Annotated in this window: 22 protein-coding genes; 10 read left to right on the top strand and 12 right to left on the bottom strand. The window is 63.9% G+C overall.

Annotation, left to right across the window (positions count from 1 at the left end):
- Positions 1–128 precede the first annotated feature (128 nt).
- Positions 129–680 carry a hypothetical protein gene (locus tag V7E26_RS16095; RefSeq protein WP_324417714.1) on the top strand — a complete coding sequence of 184 codons (552 nt, stop codon included), beginning with the start codon at positions 129–131 and terminating at the stop codon, positions 678–680.
- Positions 681–786: 106 nt separating this feature from the next.
- On the top strand, positions 787–936 hold the full coding sequence (locus V7E26_RS16090) for a hypothetical protein (protein WP_324417712.1): 150 nt from the start codon (positions 787–789) through the stop codon (positions 934–936).
- 22 nt (positions 937–958) lie between these two features.
- On the opposite strand, the gene V7E26_RS16085 is transcribed toward V7E26_RS16090, so the two are convergent.
- From V7E26_RS16085 to V7E26_RS16065, 5 genes are all read right to left on the bottom strand, one after another.
- Positions 959–1843, bottom strand: coding sequence for a dienelactone hydrolase family protein (locus tag V7E26_RS16085; RefSeq protein WP_324417710.1), 885 nt, complete (start codon positions 1841–1843; stop codon positions 959–961).
- A 349-nt stretch (positions 1844–2192) separates the two neighbouring features.
- Entirely contained in the window at positions 2193–2699 is a 507-nt protein-coding gene (locus V7E26_RS16080; protein ID WP_324417709.1) for a hypothetical protein, read from the bottom strand.
- A gap of 145 nt (positions 2700–2844) precedes the next feature.
- Entirely contained in the window at positions 2845–3732 is an 888-nt protein-coding gene (locus tag V7E26_RS16075; protein ID WP_324417707.1) for an alpha/beta hydrolase, read from the bottom strand.
- Between the two features lie 23 nt (positions 3733–3755).
- On the bottom strand, positions 3756–4220 hold the full coding sequence (locus tag V7E26_RS16070) for a GNAT family N-acetyltransferase (protein WP_324417705.1): 465 nt from the start codon (positions 4218–4220) through the stop codon (positions 3756–3758).
- A gap of 190 nt (positions 4221–4410) precedes the next feature.
- The gene (locus tag V7E26_RS16065) at positions 4411–4542 is read right to left on the bottom strand and encodes a hypothetical protein (RefSeq protein ID WP_324417703.1); all 132 of its coding nucleotides are present in this window, start codon (positions 4540–4542) and stop codon (positions 4411–4413) included.
- Between the two features lie 31 nt (positions 4543–4573).
- Here V7E26_RS16065 and V7E26_RS16060 point away from each other — a divergent pair, with 31 nt between their 5' ends.
- Complete coding sequence (locus V7E26_RS16060; protein WP_324417701.1) at positions 4574–4753, top strand: hypothetical protein; 180 nt, start codon at positions 4574–4576, stop codon at positions 4751–4753.
- 189 nt (positions 4754–4942) lie between these two features.
- Here V7E26_RS16060 and V7E26_RS16055 read toward each other — a convergent pair whose 3' ends face one another.
- The 3 genes from V7E26_RS16055 to V7E26_RS16045 form a co-directional block, all read right to left on the bottom strand.
- Positions 4943–5518 (bottom strand): transglutaminase-like cysteine peptidase, encoded by a 576-nt coding sequence (locus tag V7E26_RS16055; RefSeq protein ID WP_442893411.1) that lies wholly within the window; start codon positions 5516–5518, stop codon positions 4943–4945.
- A 387-nt stretch (positions 5519–5905) separates the two neighbouring features.
- Positions 5906–6523: a PilZ domain-containing protein gene (locus V7E26_RS16050; protein WP_057843932.1), complete on the bottom strand. Its 618-nt coding sequence runs from the start codon at positions 6521–6523 to the stop codon at positions 5906–5908.
- 177 nt (positions 6524–6700) lie between these two features.
- Entirely contained in the window at positions 6701–7147 is a 447-nt protein-coding gene (locus V7E26_RS16045) for a host attachment protein (protein WP_324417694.1), read from the bottom strand.
- Positions 7148–7270: 123 nt separating this feature from the next.
- On the opposite strand from V7E26_RS16045, the gene V7E26_RS16040 reads away from it, so the two are divergent.
- Both V7E26_RS16040 and V7E26_RS16035 read left to right on the top strand, forming a co-directional pair.
- Positions 7271–8857 (top strand): DASS family sodium-coupled anion symporter, encoded by a 1587-nt coding sequence (locus V7E26_RS16040; protein ID WP_324417693.1) that lies wholly within the window; start codon positions 7271–7273, stop codon positions 8855–8857.
- A 108-nt stretch (positions 8858–8965) separates the two neighbouring features.
- Positions 8966–9739 (top strand): enoyl-CoA hydratase/isomerase family protein, encoded by a 774-nt coding sequence (locus tag V7E26_RS16035; protein ID WP_324417690.1) that lies wholly within the window; start codon positions 8966–8968, stop codon positions 9737–9739.
- A gap of 64 nt (positions 9740–9803) precedes the next feature.
- Here the strand turns inward: V7E26_RS16035 and V7E26_RS16030 are convergent, their stop codons facing one another.
- Complete coding sequence (locus tag V7E26_RS16030) at positions 9804–10358, bottom strand: PAS domain-containing protein (protein ID WP_324417688.1); 555 nt, start codon at positions 10356–10358, stop codon at positions 9804–9806.
- A 552-nt stretch (positions 10359–10910) separates the two neighbouring features.
- Between V7E26_RS16030 and V7E26_RS16025 the strand changes: the two genes are divergently transcribed.
- Positions 10911–11708: a rhomboid family intramembrane serine protease gene (locus tag V7E26_RS16025; RefSeq protein ID WP_324417686.1), complete on the top strand. Its 798-nt coding sequence runs from the start codon at positions 10911–10913 to the stop codon at positions 11706–11708.
- A 192-nt stretch (positions 11709–11900) separates the two neighbouring features.
- Positions 11901–12329: a CBS domain-containing protein gene (locus V7E26_RS16020; protein ID WP_324417684.1), complete on the top strand. Its 429-nt coding sequence runs from the start codon at positions 11901–11903 to the stop codon at positions 12327–12329.
- A gap of 3 nt (positions 12330–12332) precedes the next feature.
- Here the strand turns inward: V7E26_RS16020 and V7E26_RS16015 are convergent, their stop codons facing one another.
- Positions 12333–13385, bottom strand: coding sequence for a patatin-like phospholipase family protein (locus tag V7E26_RS16015; protein ID WP_324417682.1), 1053 nt, complete (start codon positions 13383–13385; stop codon positions 12333–12335).
- Between the two features lie 234 nt (positions 13386–13619).
- Here V7E26_RS16015 and V7E26_RS16010 point away from each other — a divergent pair, with 234 nt between their 5' ends.
- A complete protein-coding gene (locus V7E26_RS16010) occupies positions 13620–14696 on the top strand; it encodes a hypothetical protein (protein ID WP_324417717.1) in 1077 nt (358 codons plus the stop codon).
- A 76-nt stretch (positions 14697–14772) separates the two neighbouring features.
- Here the strand turns inward: V7E26_RS16010 and V7E26_RS16005 are convergent, their stop codons facing one another.
- A complete protein-coding gene (locus tag V7E26_RS16005) occupies positions 14773–15336 on the bottom strand; it encodes a nitroreductase family protein (RefSeq protein WP_324417680.1) in 564 nt (187 codons plus the stop codon).
- 218 nt (positions 15337–15554) lie between these two features.
- Here V7E26_RS16005 and V7E26_RS16000 point away from each other — a divergent pair, with 218 nt between their 5' ends.
- Both V7E26_RS16000 and V7E26_RS15995 read left to right on the top strand, forming a co-directional pair.
- Positions 15555–15857, top strand: a complete 303-nt coding sequence (locus V7E26_RS16000; RefSeq protein WP_324417678.1) for a type II toxin-antitoxin system HigB family toxin — start codon at positions 15555–15557, stop codon at positions 15855–15857.
- 8 nt (positions 15858–15865) lie between these two features.
- Positions 15866–16237: a helix-turn-helix domain-containing protein gene (locus V7E26_RS15995; protein ID WP_324417676.1), complete on the top strand. Its 372-nt coding sequence runs from the start codon at positions 15866–15868 to the stop codon at positions 16235–16237.
- Here V7E26_RS15995 and thrS read toward each other — a convergent pair.
- Positions 16234–18279, bottom strand: coding sequence for a threonine--tRNA ligase (gene thrS, locus V7E26_RS15990; RefSeq protein ID WP_324417674.1), 2046 nt, complete (start codon positions 18277–18279; stop codon positions 16234–16236). The genes V7E26_RS15995 and thrS overlap by 4 nt on opposite strands.
- Positions 18280–18304: the final 25 nt, after the last annotated feature.

Raw genomic sequence — 18304 nt, 5'->3', positions numbered from 1 at the left:
CGACCCGAAATGTTCCACCAGCCCGCCCGGCAATCATGAATAAGACGGGCTAGAGTTTGTCCGGGATCGGTCGGGATCCGACGCCGAAGGCGTCGAGCGTTCGAACACAAGATCGTGGAGGACGGGTCATGTTGCGCAAAATGATGATCGCTCTATTCGCATGCGCCTCGGTCGCCATGCTGGCGCCGGACGTCGCTCTCGCCCGTGGTGGTTTTGGCGGCGGCGGCGGCTTCCACGGCGGTGGAGGTTTCCACGGCGGCGGCGGTGGTTTCCATGGCGGCGGGGGCTTCCGTGGCGGCGGGATGGGAATGGGTGGCGGCGGCTTCCGCGGTGGCGCGGTTGGAATGGGCGGTGCCGGCTTCCGGACCGCTGCGATCGGCGGCGGCGGTTTCCGTGCGGCCGCTTTGCCGGCTGCGGGATTCCGCGGCGGCGCTCTGGCCGTCAATCGCTTCCATGGCGGCTTCCACCGTCACGGTTTCCGGAGATTCCCGTTTGCCGCGGCGGCCATCGGAGTTGGCTTGGGCTACGGCTACTACAACGACTACTATGACTACGGCTATCCGTATTACGGAGACTATGCGGATGCCTATTACTACGGTGATGACGGCTGCTACTTCATTCGATGCAGCGTGTGGACGCCGTATGGCTGGCGCATCCGGCGCGTGCCGGTCTGCGGCTGAGCCGGAGCAGGCGGGATGAACGGCGCGGCCCCGGTGTTATTGCATCGAGGCCGCCACTTGCTTCATTCGCCCAGACGTTGCTTTGCATGGCAGGGGGATGTTGAACATGCTCACAGCGCCCGCATTGACCTTGATGTTTCTGTGCGTCGTGATCAGCCTCGGTACGGCTTTCGTCTGGATGTTCTGGGAAATCGAGCGGGCGATGTCGGTGCGCCGGACGTCGAGGCCGCATCGCAGGGGCGGTCGCTTCGGATAGCTGCCGACATCGCGCGCCGTGATTAGCTCAACACGCCGTACTTCCTGAACCAGACCTGCATTCGCGCCCAAGCGTCCTCGGCGGCGTCCTTGCGGTAGCTCGGGCGATAGTCGGCGTGGAAGCCATGCGGGGCGCCGGGATAGATCTGAAACTCGGCGGTCTTCTTGTCTGCAGCCAGAGCCGCCTTGAAGGCTTCCACCTGGGCTACGGGAATCCCGGTGTCGGCTTCGCCGTAGAGGCCGAGGACGGGCGCCTTCATCTCGGCTGCGAGCTGTGTCGGGCTCTTCGGCCAGACCGGGTTCGGCGGATCGACCAGCGGGCCGTAGAACGCGACACCGGCCTTGAGGGTACCGCTGTGGGCGGCATATTCCCAGACCGTGCGCCCGCCGCGGCAGAACCCGATGATGCCGAGGCGCGAGGTGTCGCCGCCCTGCGACTTGGCCCAGGCGGCGGTGGCGTCGAGATCGGACAGCAGTTCGGCGTCCGGTTTCGAATTCACCAGCGGCATGAGCTGCGGAATCTCGGTAACCTTCGTCAGGTCGACGCCCTTGCGGAAATAGTAGTCCGGCGCCACCGCGAACGCGCCGAGCTTGGCAAGGCGCCGTGTCACGTCCTTGATGTATTCGTGCAGGCCGAAAATCTCCATCGCCACCAGCACCACCGGCGGATTATTGACGCCGGCGGGCCGCGCGAAATAACCGGGCATCTCGCCATCGGCGACCTTGATCCTGGCATCGCCCGCCGTAAGGCCGCCGGTATCGGTCTTGATCGCGTCGGCGCGCACCGGGCCGGCCGCCAGCGTATAGCCCGCGGTCACTGCGGCGGACGCGGTCATGAAGCCGCGGCGCGAGAATGGCGCGACCTTGGTCAATCCGACGACATCCGACGGCAGGGTCTCGATGCTCATTGGCACGTCCTCCTTTTTGGGAGGCGCATTCAGCTTGCAAAGCTGTGCGAACGCAAATCACCTGCTTGCGAGACGTTGCCGGACGTAGGGAGCGCAACCGTCCGAAAATCGGACAAAAAACAAGGCCGTCGACGCAATATACCGTCAACGACCTTGCCAGCCCCGGATATTGAAATCGGCTCACGCCATCCGGTGAACTTCAGGATGCCCGGGAATTTTGCGGATATGTGTGAACCAGTTCACATATAGGCAAAAAAGTTGCGGCAGGACGTGCTGCAGCGGTCGAAAATATCCGTTGGCCCGGTTCGCGCGGCGGATTCAGCCGCTGAAGCGCCTGTCCAGGGGGGGCTCAGCCGCGCGACTTGGCTCGGCTGCGATTGGCCGACCGGCTCGCACGTGGCTTTGCCTTGACCGAGCGCTTGCGCGGGGCGGGAGCGGCGTCGGTTTCGGTCTCGCGCGCGCTGGCAAAGGACTGCCGCAGGCCGTTCACCGCTTCGGTAAGCCCGCCCATCTGCTCGGCGATCTTCCTGGTGTCGGCCTGCTGGGCGGCGAGCAGGCGCCGCATGGTCTGGAGCTGATCCTGCACCATCTGCAACTGATCGATCGATTCCTGCTGCGTGGCTTCCAGTCCCTTGGTCTTCTCGACCAGTTGCTCGGAGGCCTGTGCGGTGCGCGCCTGCAACTGCCGGGCTGCGACCGTGCGATCGGTCTCTGGCGCGTTGCCGGTATAGGCGCGCCACAACGCGATAGAACTGGCTCCAAGCACGACAATGACGAGGGCCGCTGCGGCGATCGCAATCGGCTGGCCGCCGAAACGCGCGATGGGGCTGGCACTCCGGGAGGTGAGTTCGATCATGCGACTACAAATCCGGACGCGATTCGAAAGTTCCCAGATAGCACAGGCCGGACAGCACCAAAACCCGCAATTTGCTGGAGGTGGCTGGAATCGCAGGCAAAACCGCTCTCGACCAGGGCTTTCAGTTCCCGGGATCGGCAACCCGCTATTGGATATGGCTGCGGATGAACCGGCCGGCATCGGCCAAAGCGCGGCGGCCGTCCGCCAGTTTCGCATTCCAGACCGGCCAGGCATGGATCATGTGCGGCCAGATCTGCAGCGTCAGGTCGAGATCGGCCGTCCCCGCCGCCAGGGCAAGGCGGGTCGCGTCCGCGAGCAGCGTCTCGGCCGATCCGACCTGGATCATGACAGGCGGAAAGCCGGTGAGATCGGCGAACAGCGGCGAAATCAGCGGATCGCGGCGGTCGATCGGCGGCGGCGCATAGGCATCGGCGAGTTCGTCGAGATAGGCCTTGTGGATCAGCGGGTCGATCGCGTCCTTGGTCTGAAGCGTGCTGCCGGACATGGTCAGGTCGGTCCATGGCGAAATCAGCCACGCGCAGGCCGGCAGCGGCTCGCCGGCCGCGTGCAGCCGCTGGATCAGGCCAAGCGTCAGGTTGCCGCCGGCGCTGTCACCGCCGACGGCGATATCCGATGCGGCGATGCGTTGCCGGCGCAGGAAGCGCCACGCGGCGAGCGCGTCTTCATGGGCGGCGGGGTAGGGATGTTCGGGAGCCAGCCGGTAGCCGATCGCGAGCGTCCGCATGCGCGCCGCGCGCCCGGCCTCCGTCACCAGGCGGCGGTGGCTCAGGATAGAACCGGAGCAATAGCCGCCGCCGTGGAAATAGAGCAGCACGCGGGAGGCGTCGCTATCAGGAGCGATCGACCACTCGCCGGGCACGCCGTCGCAATCGACCGCTACGCATTTCACGTCGGACGCCACCGGCCAGGTCGATCCGACTTCGTCGATACGTTGCCGCCGCTCCGACCAGCCGACCGGGCGCGGCTTCGAAGTCAGCAATGTGCGGATGGCGTCGATCTCGCGTTCGGCCATGTCGTCCTCCCGGATTGCTCGCGCTACAGCAGCCCGCGGTAAACGCCGGGCTCGGAGCCCTCGATCGGGATCGCGCCGACCGCCCTGGCATAGAACTCGGCAGGACCCGCGCCGCCGATGATGGCATAGCCATAGCCCTGCTGCTTCATGGCCTCGAGGCAATTGAACAGCAGTGCTTTGCCGATCCCGTGCTTCCTTTCGTTGGGGTCCACGCCCGTGGGCCCAAAGAAGTTCGGGCAGGTCGCGTCATGGCAGGCAAACCCCAGAATGCTCTTTTGCCTTGTCGCGACAAAGCAGGAGATCGGCTGCCGGGAAAAGGCCACATCGACTTCGCTGGCCCAGGCCTCGCTGAACCTCTCGCGGACCCAGGCGACGACCTTGTGCTTTTCCGGAGCCAGCGCGCGCCGCGTCGTGATGCCTGCTTTGCTCAGGCGCTCATAGGCGTCGCGAGAGGAAGGCAGCGCATAGAGCTTGACCAGCATGTCCATCGGCGGCGGCCTTCCTTCCAGGATTCGACATGCGCATTATCGTGGCTGGGTGGGTGCTCGTAAATCTGTCCGCAGCCCTTGAGGGTAGTCGAAATAGCGCTGCAGAGGAGCGGCAGGTTTTGGGGAAGGGTGTGAGCGATTTCGGTTTTCATCCGAGGTCCCCTCGAGATGATCTCCTCAATCAGGGCAGTCAGCGATACAGCGTGCCCTGGCCGCCAGCCATAGGTCCAGGCACATAGTGAGCGATGTAGCCCCCGACGAAATAATCGCCTGCAGCAATCGCCACGACAATAGCAACAGTCCAGAGCAATTTCCTGGTCATCGGAAACCTCGAACTAGCTCAGGTTTGAAACATGCCAGTCCCACAAGTGGAGGGCAAGGGTCGCGTCCGCGGCCATGCGGTTCCCTTCGCCGGCGAATCCAGCGTCGTTGGCAAGGGCGGCAAATCGACCGAAAACCTCGCCAACGAGGTCATGACCCGTGCCCTGGGCCTGCTGAAATCGATCATCGGCAGCAGCCCGGCCGAAGGGTGAGCACGAAATCCTGCCCGATCTTCAGGGCTTGATTATGGCGCCCCATCCCATCGGCGATCGGTACGGTCCACATCGCGACAAAAAAGGTGCGGCCAGGCTTTGGGGGAAGCCTGGCCGCGCGCGAACCGGTCTGGGACGGGGAGGGGTGGGGATGTGACCGGGTCGCGGGTTCGTGAATTCCTTGTCTCGTTATCGATCGCGTGACGAAGCGGTGGCGACGGCGGGCCGGCTGTCACCGAGGGAGACCCAGATATTGGGATCGCCCTGCGACTGACGCTTGACGAAGCGGTAGCCGGTCTCGGTCCAGGCCACGACGCTTTCGTTCTGGTTGTCGAGAACGAACTCGCCCTTGTCGGTCTTCACCGTCAGCACCGCGTGGCCTTCGCCCTTCTTGTCGCGCACCACCGTGATCAGCAGCGCCTCGCGCGGCCATCCGGCGTCGATCAGCATCTTGCGCTTCAGAAGCACATAGTCCTCGCAGTCACCGTAACCGTCTGTCGGCAGCGACCACTTCTCGATCACGCCCCAATGATCCATGTCGGTGATCGGCTTGATGGTCTCGTTGACCCACTTGTTGACCCGCAAGAGATCCCGCCACGCTGTCTGCGACATCACGATGTCGCGCGGCTGTGAGGCGCCGCCACGACATTCGCTGGCGTTTTCAGCACAGAATTCGACCCAGCCGATCGGCGCCCGTGCAGTCTCGCCAAGGCTGGCATAGAGCACGTCGCCGGCCTTCGCCGAGACGCTCATCGAAGCGTTCATTCCCAACAGGACGGCGATTATCGCCAGTCCCTTTCCCCGTCCCCTGAATGACATTGTGGCCCCCGTTTTTCTTGTTGGGACCATGTTTCGCACAGAGGATTTGCGCCGCCGCTAAGTCGGGCAAGTACATTTGACGCGAATACTAGTAAAGCTTGCGGCTAATTTGATTTGTACTTGAATCGAATTCGCATAAAATTTGAAACAACTGCAATTGATTCAAATTTTAGCTATTAACTCGCGACGTGCTGTAACTGCTGGGATTTGGCGCGAAAGCGCACGCGGTATTAACCCCGTCCGGCCGGGGCCGAACAGCGAGGAGGCGGTATCCGGCAACGCCGATACCGCCTCTTGTAACTGAAAAATAAGAGGTTTTTGCCGACGGGCGCTTTACCGCGCAGTAACCGCGTCTTCGAGCGTCTCGGCGACCTGCTCGTGGACGAACTCGAGCGCAAAGCCTTCCTCGAGGTTTCGCACCACGCGGGACTGCACTTTTCCGAGCATGACCAGGGATTTCAGGGGCGGGCGGTTTTCCGCGGCGATCGCGGCACCCGACAGCGACAGGTCGATGATGCGGCAGGTCATCTTGCTGCCGTCCTCGAGGGTGAGCAGCGCGATCGGGTTGCGCGGCACGATACGGTCGTGGCGGCGGTCTTCGGGCAGGTTGAGAATATCGCGGTTGGCAAGCCAGGTGAGCTGGGCGGCCAGCTTGTCGCGCTTGCGGGCGGTCGCGCCGACCGTCATGGCGAAGCCATTGTCGATGATACGGGTGATCTTGCCCTCGACGCGGCCGATATGGTCGAGATAGGCGATCACACGGTCGCCGACATTGCCGATGCCGGGCGCCAGCAGCGCCAGTCCGCCCGGCGACATGTTAATAATCTGGCAAGGAAATTCGCGGCGATCCGGCAGCATATAGCGGCCGAGCAGGTGGACCTTGACGCGCTGAAAGCGCCGTCGCTCCTCGGCGGACGGGACAGTGGTTGTTTTCTTTTGCGCAAACGACATCTTCGCCACCAGACAGCCGGTCCTTCGGCGTCGGAAAGACCCTAAGGCCGACAGGGTTAACGATGTGTTAGCAGTCGCTGCAAAACCACGTGTTGGCCCCGGATGAAGGGCAGGCCGCCATCGTCCGGGTGAATATCCTTATCGGCGTCGCGCGACGATGCCTGCGCTGTCTGGCGTTCACGCCCGGAGTTGCTTCTCGATCTCGTAGACCGGCAGCTTGACCAGATCCTTGGCCACCTCGCCGTGCAGGGCTTTTTGCACCGCGGCCGAATATTCCGTTCGGATCATGCCGAGCGCCCGGGGCGAGGCGACCATCGTCAATGCCGAGGTTTCGCCTGTCGTGACGGCCGTGTCGAGCCGGTCGGCCAGCGTCTTCAGGAACAGCCGTTCGGCTTCGTCGTGCCAATCCGTCTGCTCGACGGCGCTGCGGGCGCCGCCGGTCGACTGGTGGACGCGGCCGGGCGCATCGCTTCCCTGCTCATGCGTGGACCGGTCCGAATGCTCATGCACTTCCCTGGTGCGCAAATTCGGAAACAGGTCGTCGCCACGATTTTCGAGGATGAGCGCCTTGCGGCCGTCGCACACGACGATCCAGTCGCCGGTGCCGATCTTCATCTTGGTCATTTGCAACGCTCGCAGAAAATTCGAGATATCTCCTGCGTATAGATTCCGCAGCGATACCACCTTGCGCAGGATCAAACAGGGTACCGAGCCCTGCGGCACGCGCTTCGCGTCCTTGCCGCGCCAATGTTCCGATTGATCCAGCGCAAAACGGCGGCGGCGGTTCCGGGTGATCGTGTGGGCTTGGGAGAGACGCGCATGGCCACCACAGAACAGATGCCGACTGGCGGCACGGCCGCAGACGACGGCCACCGGAGCGGGATCGCAACCAATTGGGGATTGCTGCTGGCGGTCGCGGTACTGGCCGGCATCCTTCTGCTGCCGACGCCTCCGGATTTGCCGGTGGCTGCCCATCGCATGCTCGCCATACTCGGTTTTGCCGTGGTGATCTGGATGACCGAGGCGATCGACTACGCGGTGTCGGCGGCGGTCATCGCCGCCCTGATGGCATTCCTGCTCGGGCTGGCGCCGAGCGTTGCCAACCCGAAGGTCCTGATGGGCACGAGCGCAGCGCTCGGTCTCGCCTTCAGCGGTTTCGCCAATACCGCGTTGGTGCTGGTCGCGGCGGCGTTGTTTCTGGCGGCGGCGATGACGGCCACCGGGCTCGACAGGCGCATTGCGCTCACCATTCTGTCGCGGGTCGGCACCGAGACGCGCAATGTCGTGATTGGCACGATCGTGGTCGGCTTCGTGATCGCGCTGATGGTGCCGTCCACCACCGCGCGCGTGGCCTGCCTGGTGCCGATCACGCTCGGCATCATCGCCGCTTTCGGCGTCAACCGGCGCGGCGCCTTTGCCGGCATGCTGATGATCACGACGGTGCAGACGGCGAGCATCTGGAATGTCGGCATCAAGACGGCGGCCGCGCAGAACATGGTGGCCATCGGATTCATCGAAAAGGCGTTCGGCAGCACCATTACCTGGCTGGACTGGCTGATCGCTGCCGGACCGTTCGGCGTCCTGATGTGCATCGCGCTGTATTTCGTGATGACCAGGATGATGCCGGCGGAAGTCGCGCAGGTGCCCGGCGGCCGCGAAGCTATCCGCAAATCGCTGTCGGAACTCGGGCCGATGAAGCCGGCCGAGATCAAGCTGCTGCTGCTGTCGGTCGTGTTGATCGGATTCTGGGCGACCGAAAGCGTGCTGCACAAATTCGATACCAGCACGACGACGGTCACCGCGGTTGCGCTGATGTTCCTGCCGGGCTTTGGCATCATGACGTGGAAGGAGGCGCAGCCGAAGATACCGTGGGGGACGATTATCCTGTTCGGCGTCGGGATCAGTCTTGGCACCGCATTGCTGCAGACCGCCGCGGCGACCTGGCTCGCCAACATCGTCGTCGCCACGTTCGGCCTGAAGAACGCGTCGGCCTTGTTCATTCTGGCGGTGATGAGCCTGTTCCTGGTGGTGATTCATCTCGGCTTTGCCAGCGCCACCGCCCTGGCATCGGCGATGATCCCGATCATCATTGCCGTGCTGAAGGGCGTCGCGACGCCCGGCATCAACGTTGTCGGCATGACGATGCTGTTGCAGTTCGTGGTGAGCTTCGGCTTCATTCTGGTGGTGAACGCGCCGCAGAACATGGTCGCCTATGGCACCGATACGTTCAGCGCCCGCGACTTTGTCCGCACCGGACTGGTGCTGACCATCATCGCACTGGCGCTCGTGATGCTGCTGGCCGCGACGTACTGGCGCTGGCTGGGCTACGTGTGACCAAGGTGCGCGTGGCGCCAGGGTGATTGCTCTTCGCTGTGTTGTTTGGGTAGGGTTTATCTGCCACGCCCCGCCGGGGCCGGCCAAACGCCAGCGAATGGGGGAAAAATGCCGGGAGTAAAGCGCGAGCGAGACGGCAATGTCGGCCTTCTGACATTGGATGAGCCGGCCAGCCTGAATGCGATGACGCCCGGTCTGCTGGGCGACCTCGCGCTTGCCATCGCCGAGATGAACGGCGATCCGCACATCAGGGCGCTGGTGCTGACAGGCGCCGGCCGCGGTTTCTGCTCGGGTCAGAACCTCAAGGCCGCGCAGATTCTCGGCGACGACATTGCAGCCGGCGTGATGAAATATTACTGGCCGGCCTTCAAGGCGATGCGCGAGTGCCGTGTGCCGATCGTGGTTGCCGTCAACGGGGTGGCCGCGGGCGGCGGCTTCGGCCTTGCGATGGCCGGCGACATGATCGTCGCGGCGCGTTCGGCGCGCTTCATCCAGGTCTTCAGCCGCATCGCGCTGGTCCCCGATCTCGGCTCGACCTGGCTGCTGCCGCGTCTCGTCGGCCGGCAGCGCGCGCTCGAACTGATGATGACCAACGAGCCGCTTTCGGCCGACCAGGCCAGGGAGTGGGGGCTGGTCCGCGAGGTCTTTGATGACGCGGCGCTTGCCGCCGGCGCGCTCGAACTGGCGCGCAAGCTCGCTGCTGGCCCGACGCGTGCGCTGGTCGCGACGCGCCGCCTGATCGATGAGAGCGAGCACGCCAGCTATGCCGACCAGTTCCGCCGCGAGATCGAGACACAGGCCGAGATTCGCCTGAGCGCCGATGCGCTGGAAGGGCGAAACGCGTTTCTGGAGAAGCGCGCCGCCGTGTTCACCGGGCGCTGACGTCGAGGATCAGCCGACCTGGTTCACGAACTGCCGTGTTCTGGGGCGGGCGGGGCAGCGAAAACTACCGCAGGCCTTCATAGACCATGAAGCCGCGTGCGATGGCGAGCTTGCGCAGGGCGCGGGGAACGAATTTTTGCGGCTGGTGCATGTAGCGCCAGGATGTCATCTTGAAATCGCTGATGGTGCCGAGGTCGCCCTCAAACGGCGCCAGCACCCCGGTCAGGCTGATCGGCGCGTGCGCACGGTTGTTGAACGGCAGCAGCAACAGTTCCAGATGCGCCGTCGCGCCGTTCTCCGAGGTCGCGGTGACGCCGGCAATCGCCGGCAGCATCTCTTCCGCGACATGGGTGATGACGTCCTCGATCTCGCGGCGGCTCTCCGGGGCGAACAGGGCCGTGAAACTGGCGTCCTTGAGGTCGCGGCCGAGCATGGCGCAGACCCGGGTGCCGGCGACGCGGAACGGGTAGCCGGCGTCGTTATCGTAGGACAGCACGAAGATGTCGCCGAGCAGTTCGCGAACGGCGCCCGGTTCGATCTCGCTGCGGTCGGGCGCCCGCGCGTCGCCGCGCTTTGCGTCCCAATAGGCGAAGAACTGCCGGCTCGATGGGTGTTTCATGACTTGTCCTTCGCCCCCGGGTTGCTTGCCGAGACACTTCTGTCCCGCTTTTGCGCAACACGCCTTCCCTCGGCTGTTGTGCAGGAGGGGCTTTGCAGCGTCCATGCCGTTGACGCGATTTGGGCGCGCCGGGCGCGGCTTTGCGTTGTTAACGTAAATTTAACTATGCGGTTGGCGAAGGCGCGGCGGCGTGGTTAGGGTGGAACGCATCGGACGGCGCCGCTTTATCTGGCGCAGTTGGTACACGGATGGCGTCAAACAGTTTGGTCATCGCGCGGGGAGGGGCGGGGATGTGATCCTCCGTTCCAGGGCGTGAAAAGATCAGCAGGACAAGGGAGAGCTTTCTCAGAGCTCTCCCTTTTTCGTTGCCGATTGCGTACATCCCGTGCCCCGGACGCGGCGCAGCGCCTCCTGGCGGTGCGCTGCAGAGCCGGGGCCCATGCGCTTGATTCGTCCTGGCCCAAATTGGCGATTGTGCACTTGCACAGCGGGGGCAAAGCCGCCTATCTGGACCGATAAGCCGAGAAGCCGCCAGCTAAGGTCCTGGACCCCTTGGAATCCCAGTCCTACTCCTCCCACGACGAGCCGCCGGACGCGCCGCATGAGCCGATCCTGACGCTGCCGGGCGCGCTGACGGCCTACGTTGCGCTGATCGCCGTCATTCATTTGCGGGTGCTGCTGCCTGTCGAACTGGAGAACTGGACCATCGACGTCTTCGGTTTCATTCCGAAGCGCTATGATGCCACGCTGCTCAACATCACCTTTCCCGGTGGAGCCGGCGCCAAGGTCTGGACCTTCGTCACCTACTCGTTGCTGCACGCCAATCTCAGCCATATCGGCTTCAACGTGCTGTGGCTCCTGCCGTTCGGCAGCGCGCTGGCGCGACGGTTCGGCCCTGTCAGGTTCTTCCTGTTCATGGCGGTGACCGCGGCGGCCGGTGCGCTCGCCCATCTCGTCACCCATGAGCACGCGATCGCGCCGATGATCGGCGCCTCGGCCTCGGTGTCGGGCGCCATGGCTGCGGCCATCCGCTTCGCCTTCGTGCGGGGAAGCTTTCTTTCGTTCAGGCGGGGCGACGCCGATGCCGCCGCCAAGGTTCCGGCGCTGTCGCTCGCGCGCGCTTTGCGCAACACCCGCGTGCTCGGATTCCTGGCGGTGTGGTTCGGCGTCAACATCATCTTCGGCCTCGGCTCGATTTCGATCGGCGCCGACGGCGCCAGCGTTGCCTGGCAGGCGCATATCGGCGGATTTCTCGCCGGCCTGATGCTGTTTTCGCTGTTCGATCCGGTGCCGCGCGGGATACCGCAAGCGGCGGATGCTTCGTCGCCGGACGAACCCGGCCGCGTCTGATCGCCGCTTGCGGCAAGGGGCGATTTCATTCATCATCCGCAGGAGTTGTGACGCAAGCCAATGCCGCTGCACCGCAAAGACAGCCGCGCTTGCAAACCGTGCCCCCTGAAGCGAAGCCGGCGCGGAACTGTTGATTGAAGACTCGCGAACAAAGTCGGGCCCCTGGGGCGCGAACGGATTCAGGAGGCGACAATGACGGTACGTTCAATTCTCGATACCAAGGGCCACGAGATCCTGAGCATCGAGCCGGATGCCAAGCTTTCGGCGGCGATCAAGATCCTTGGCGAGCGCAAGATCGGCGCGGTGCTGGTAACGAACCAGGGACGGCTCGAAGGGATTTTGTCGGAGCGCGACATCGTCCGCGTGCTGGGCGAGCGCGGGGCCAGGGTGCTCGAGGAGCCGGTCAGCGCCGTGATGACGCGCAAGGTCGTCAGTTGCCGCGAGTCCGATACCGTCGCCGGCATCATGGAAATGATGACGATCGGCAAGTTCCGTCATTTGCCGGTGGTCGAGAGCGGCAAGGTGGTGGGCCTGATTTCGATCGGCGACATCGTCAAGCGCCGCGTCCAGGAGTACGAGGCCGAGCAGGAAGCCCTGCGCGACTACATCAAGACGGCCTGATCGCTATTCCTTGTCCTTTTCGGCTGCCGGCTCGGCTGCGCCGGCCTGCGGCGCCAGGATGTGAATCGCTTCCTGGATCGAATCGATGGCGCGTTCGGCAGCCTTCACGCCATGGGCAATGAGGTCGTCGGCGCGGTGAAAATCGAACCAGCCGATCTTGCCGACGCGCGGCGAGATCAACAGATCCGGCGGATCGCCGGCCAGCCGGGCGCGGGTGATGCGGTCCTGCATGATGTTGAAGGCATCGACCATCACCGAGGAGATGCCAGGCCGCCCGCCGCCGCCGAAGAATTCCCGCTTCATGGTGCGCTCGGCGGAGAAGAATTTTCCGATGCCGCGTTTGCGCGGCTCCGGTTCGGCGACCGTCTCCGGCATCACCGATGCCGAAACGCCGGATGTGGCGCCGTGGGAATAGATCGTGGTCGAGTGCGCGAAGACATCGCTGGAAAGATTGGCGGCGATGACGATTTCCGCGCCGAGCGCGCGCGCCGCCGACACCGGGACCGGGTTGACCAGGGCGCCGTCGACCAGCCAGCGATCACCGACCAGCACCGGGGAGAATATCCCCGGCAGCGCGTAGGAGGCCCGCATCGCGTCCACCATCGGACCATGGGTCAGCCAGATCTCATGACCGGTGCGCACCTCTGTCGCAACGGTGGCAAATTTCACCGGCAGATCCTCGATCAGGTTATGGCCCAGCGAGGATTCAATCTCGGCCGCAAGCTTGGAGCCACCGATCAGGCCGGAGCCGTTCAGGCGGATGTCGAGATAGGAGAGGACGGTTCGCGGCTGCAGGCTGCGTGCCCATTCTTCCAGCCTGTCGAGGTGTCCGGCGGCATAGGCGCCGCCGACCACGGCGCCGATCGAGGTCCCGACCACGACGTTGGGGGTGATTCCATGCGCCACCAGGGTCCGGATGATACCGATATGGGCAAAGCCGCGGGCGGCGCCGCCACCCAGCGCCAATCCGATCACCGGCCGCCGTATGCTGCCGAGTCCTACCTTGTCCGGGGTATCTGAGCCCTTTTGGCCGCGGCCCATCCAGCTGTCCAACACGCAAACTCTCCTGCCGCCGCAACGATATTCGCCGCGGCGCGATTGCGCCAGAAGCGTTCATTTCGATCGGGGTGCATGGTTTATGCCCGAGGAAGCCGGCCTAGGCAGGGATTGTGACTGGACTGGGACCGCAGGATTAAACCTTGGGCGGAGGCGTCGGTTCCGACACCGTAGCCACCCGGACTTGCGCGCTGGAGGCTTGAATTTGCCGCGTTTTCGGTGAAAAGCATGGCCATGATTTCGGGCGATCACGGTATCGTTGGAAACGGGCGGGGCGGACGGCCTTTCCCGGCGTTTGCGCTTGCCCTGGCGCTGGTCGCGTTGTTTCCGGCGACCGCCTCAGCCCAGTGGTTCTCGGACCGCCCGCCGCCGGTACCGCCCGCCGTCGTTCCCGACGCCCAGACCGGACCTGCGATGAACCTGGCGCCGCCGTCGGGTCAAACCGCGACCCCGCCAACTGCTGTGCCACCGCTGAACCAGCCGACCATCGTCCAGCCCCAGGCCGCCGCGATACCGCCGGTGGTTCCGCCGCCGGGGACGGGGACCGGAGGCCAGGCGGTGCTGTCGCTGACGGCGCGCTACGGCAAGGATCTGCCTGTCATCAATGGCGGGCTGGTGTGGCGGGTATTCGCCGACAAGCCTGATGATACCGGCACCTTCAAGCTGATCCGCGAGGAGCGCGGCGCGACGCCGAACATCGTGCTGCCGCCCGGCAACTACGTCGTACATGTCGCGCTTGGCCTCGTCAGCGCGGTGCGCGCGGTGAGCCTGAAGGCGGAGACGGACCGCGTGGCCTTTGTGCTTCCGGCCGGCGGGTTGCGGATCGAGGGCCGCGTCGGCTCCAGCAAGATTCCGCCGAACCAGATTTCGTTCGCGCTCTACAAGGGCAGCCAGTTCGAGGGCGGCGCCGAGCGCTCCTCGCTGATCCCCAACGTCGCCGCCGGCGACGTCGCGCTGCTGCCGGAGGGGACCTATTACATCATCTCCAACTATGGCGACGCCAACTCCGTCGTGCGCTCCGACATCCGTGTCCAGGCGGGCAAGCTGACCGACGTTACCGTCAGCCACCGCGCGGCCGTCATCACGCTGAAACTCGTCAGCGACCGGGGTGGCGAGGCGCTCGCCAACACCGCGTGGTCCGTCATCACGCCGGGCGGCGACGTCATCAAGGAATCGATCGGCGCATTTCCGCGCGTCGTGCTGTCCGAGGGCGAGTACCGCGCGATTGCCAAGAACGAAGGCAAGGTATTCGAGCGGTCCTTCAATGTCGTCAACGGGGTTGACGGCGAGGTCGAGGTCATCGCGCGCTAGCCGCGGAGTGGGTTGACGGAACGCCGCCGGGCCGCCCGGACGAAAAATCGCAAAACAACCCCATGCAAAGTAGAATTCAGAACCTTGTCACGATGTCCGACAGCGCCGGGCGGGGGCGATCCTCGGCGGGCTTTGCCGGCGTGCCGATATGGATGAAGCCGGCGAGCTTTTCGTCCGCCTTCAGTCCGAACCCATCGAGCACGTCGCGGTCGAAGGCGAACCAGCCGGTCAGCCAGTTGGCGCCATAGCCGAGCGCGGTGGCGGCGGTGACGAGGTTCATCGCGCTGGCGCCGGCGGACAATTCCTGCTCCCAGGCCGGCACCTTCGGATGCGGCCTTGTGAAGCTGACGACGGCAATCACCAGCGGTGCATCCATCAGGCGGCGCTTTTCGACCTCGATATCGGCTGCCGGGGCGGACGGATTCTTCTTCGCAAATACCCGCGCGATGATGTCGCCGGCCCGGGCGCGAGCGTCGCCTTCGAACACGATGAAGCGCCACGGCGCCAGCTTGCCGTGATCCGGCACCCGCGCGCCGATGGTCAGGATGGTCTCGAGTTCGGCCGGCGTAGGGCCGGGGCCGCTCATCTCGCGCGGCTTGACCGAGCGGCGGATCTTCAGGAATTCAATGGCGTCGGGCACAAAAGTCTCTCTCGTCGGGAGGATCGGGGATTGCTTACAGCAAGATAGGGTGCCGACGAAGTCTGCGAAAGTAGGTTTAGACTGATTGTGATGAAGGCCGCTGTCCGATTTCGTACGCCACGCAGTTGCTATCCTCAGCAAGCGTCACTGCAGATGCCAATCTCAGCGTGCGACAAAACTGCTTGGTCCCACTGTGGGACTATGCTAGATTCGAAATCGTGAGGGTAATCGCGCTAAGCACGATCAAGGTTTTTCTCAATCGGGGGCAGAGCGCAAGTGATGCCCGCGAGCCAGTAATGGCTTGGTTTCGCCAGGTGAGACAGGCTGACTGGGCAAAGCCGGCAGACGTAAAGCGAGATATTCGCAGCGCCAGTATTCTCAAAGATGGTCGCGCGGTCTTCAACATCGCCGGCAACAAATATCGTATCGTTGTGTGGATCAATTACCCGTATCGGGTGGTCTATATCAGGTTCATCGGGACGCATCGCCAATACGATGCAATCGATGCGCAGAGCGTTTGAGGTTCGTCATGGACATCGCACCGATTAAATCCAATCGTGATTATCGCCGGGTTCTCAAGGAAATCGAGGGGTTGATGAATGCCCGTCGCAACTCGCCCGATGGAGATCGGCTCGATGTATTGGCAACGCTTGTGGAAGCGTGGGAGCGCAAACACTACAGGCTCGACCTGCCGGATCCTGTGGAGGCGATCAGATATCACATGGAACAAAACGGACTGCAGCCACGCGATCTTATCCCTTTCATAGGCAGCCGGAACCGAGTGCATGAGGTGCTTAACCGGCGGCGCGAGTTGACGCTCAGTATGATTCGGCGACTACATGAGGGTCTCGGCATTCCAGCCGAGTCCCTCATCAAAGTCGGGCAAAATAGAGCCGCCTAGACCACCGCCCGCGCCCGCTTCACGTCAGGCGGGGTCGCTTCATCGACCAGCGCTGCGATCGCCTCGTCGGTCGGCATCACCTTCTGGCCGTCGCTGCCGAGCCGGCGCACCGAGACCGTATGGGTCTCGGCTTCCTTCCTGCCGACGACGAGCAGGGCAGGGATCTTCGCCAGCGAGTGCTCGCGGACCTTGTAATTGATCTTCTCGTTGCGCAGATCGATCTCGACGCGCAGGCCGGCGCGCCGCGCGGCGGCCGCGACCACCTTGGCGTATTCGTCGCCCTCGGAGGTGATGGTCGTGACCACCACCTGTGTCGGCGAGAGCCAGAGCGGGAAGTTGCCGGCAAAGTGTTCGATCAGGATGCCGATGAAACGTTCCATCGAGCCGCAGATCGCGCGATGCACCATCACCGGCGCCTTCTTCGAGCCGTCGGCGTCGATGTAAAACGCACCGAACCGTTCCGGCAGGTTGAAGTCGACCTGCGTGGTGCCGCACTGCCAGTCGCGGCCGATGGCATCGCGCAGCACATATTCGAACTTCGGCCCGTAGAACGCGCCTTCGCCGGGGTTGATCGCGGTCTTGATGCGGTTGTTGCCGCCGGCCTGGATCTCCGCCAGCACGGTCGCCATCACGCGCTCGGCGTGATCCCACATCTCGTCGGTGCCGACGCGCTTCTCCGGCCGGGTCGAGAGCTTGACCGTCAGCTCGCCGTCGAAGCCGAAATCGGCGTAAGTCGACAGGATCAGTTCGTTGATCTTGAGGCATTCCTCGGCAAGCTGCGCCTCGGTGCAGAACACATGCGCGTCGTCCTGGGTAAAGCCGCGCACGCGCATCAGGCCGTGCATCGCGCCCGACGGTTCGTAGCGATGCACGACGCCGAACTCGGCGAGACGCAACGGCAGGTCGCGGTAGCTCTTCAGGCCGTGCTTGAAGATCTGCACATGGCCGGGGCAGTTCATCGGCTTCAGCGCAAACCAGCGCTTGTCCTCGGCCTCGTCGCCGGCCGACTGCGCCGCGAACATGTTCTCGCGATACCAGTCCCAATGGCCTGAGGTTTCCCACAACACCTTGTCGAGGATCTGCGGCGCGTTGACCTCGTCATAGTCGCCGGTCAGGCGTCGCCGCATATAGGCGATCAACTGCTGGAAGATGGTCCAGCCCTTCTGGTGCCAGAACACCACGCCGGGACCTTCCTCCTGGAAGTGGAACAGGTCGAGCTCGCGGCCGAGCTTGCGATGGTCGCGCTTCTCGGCTTCCTCGATCTGTTTCAGGTAAGCATCGAGCTCTTCCTGCTTCGCAAAGGCAGTGCCGTAGATGCGCGTCAGCATCGGGTTGTTGGCGTCGCCGCGCCAATAGGCGCCTGCCACCTTCATCAGCTTGAAGGCGTTGCCGATCTTGCCGGTCGAGTTCATATGCGGGCCGCGGCACAGATCGAACCAGTCGCCCTGGAAATAGATATTGATCGGCTCATTGCCGGGAATGGCGTCGACCAGTTCGACCTTGAAGGCCTCGCCCTTGTCGCGGAACACCTGCTTGGTCTTCTCGCGGTCCCATACTTCCTTGGTGAAGGGCTTGTCGCGCGCGATGATCTCGCGCATCCGCTTCTCGATTCCCGCAAAGTCTTCCGGCGTGAACGGCTCGTTGCGGAAGAAGTCGTAATAGAAGCCGTTCTCGATCACCGGGCCGATCGTCACCTGGGTGCCCGGCCACAGCGACTGCACCGCTTCCGCCAGCACATGCGCGCAGTCGTGGCGGATCAGTTCCAGCGCGCGCGGGTCGTCGCGGTTGATCAGTTCGAGCCTGGCGTCGCCGGAGATCGGATCGTTGAGATCGGTCACCACGCCGTCGAGCGCCATCGCCACGGTACGCTTGGCAAGCGAAGGCGAGATGCCCTTGGCGATGTCGAAGCCGGTGCTGCCCTTGGCGTAGTCGCGCCTGGCGCCGTCGGGAAAGGTAAGGGTAATCTTGTCCAGGGGTTCGGCCGGTTTCAGGTTGGCGAGGCCATACTGGAAGCCCGGTGCGGGCGTATTCTGGTCAGGCATGTCGGTCTCCTGAAGCTCACTCCTG

The organism is Bradyrhizobium sp. (assembly GCF_036735945.1).
Classification (GTDB): Bacteria; Pseudomonadota; Alphaproteobacteria; order Rhizobiales; family Xanthobacteraceae; genus Bradyrhizobium.
This window is presented reverse-complemented; position numbering and strand designations above follow the sequence as displayed.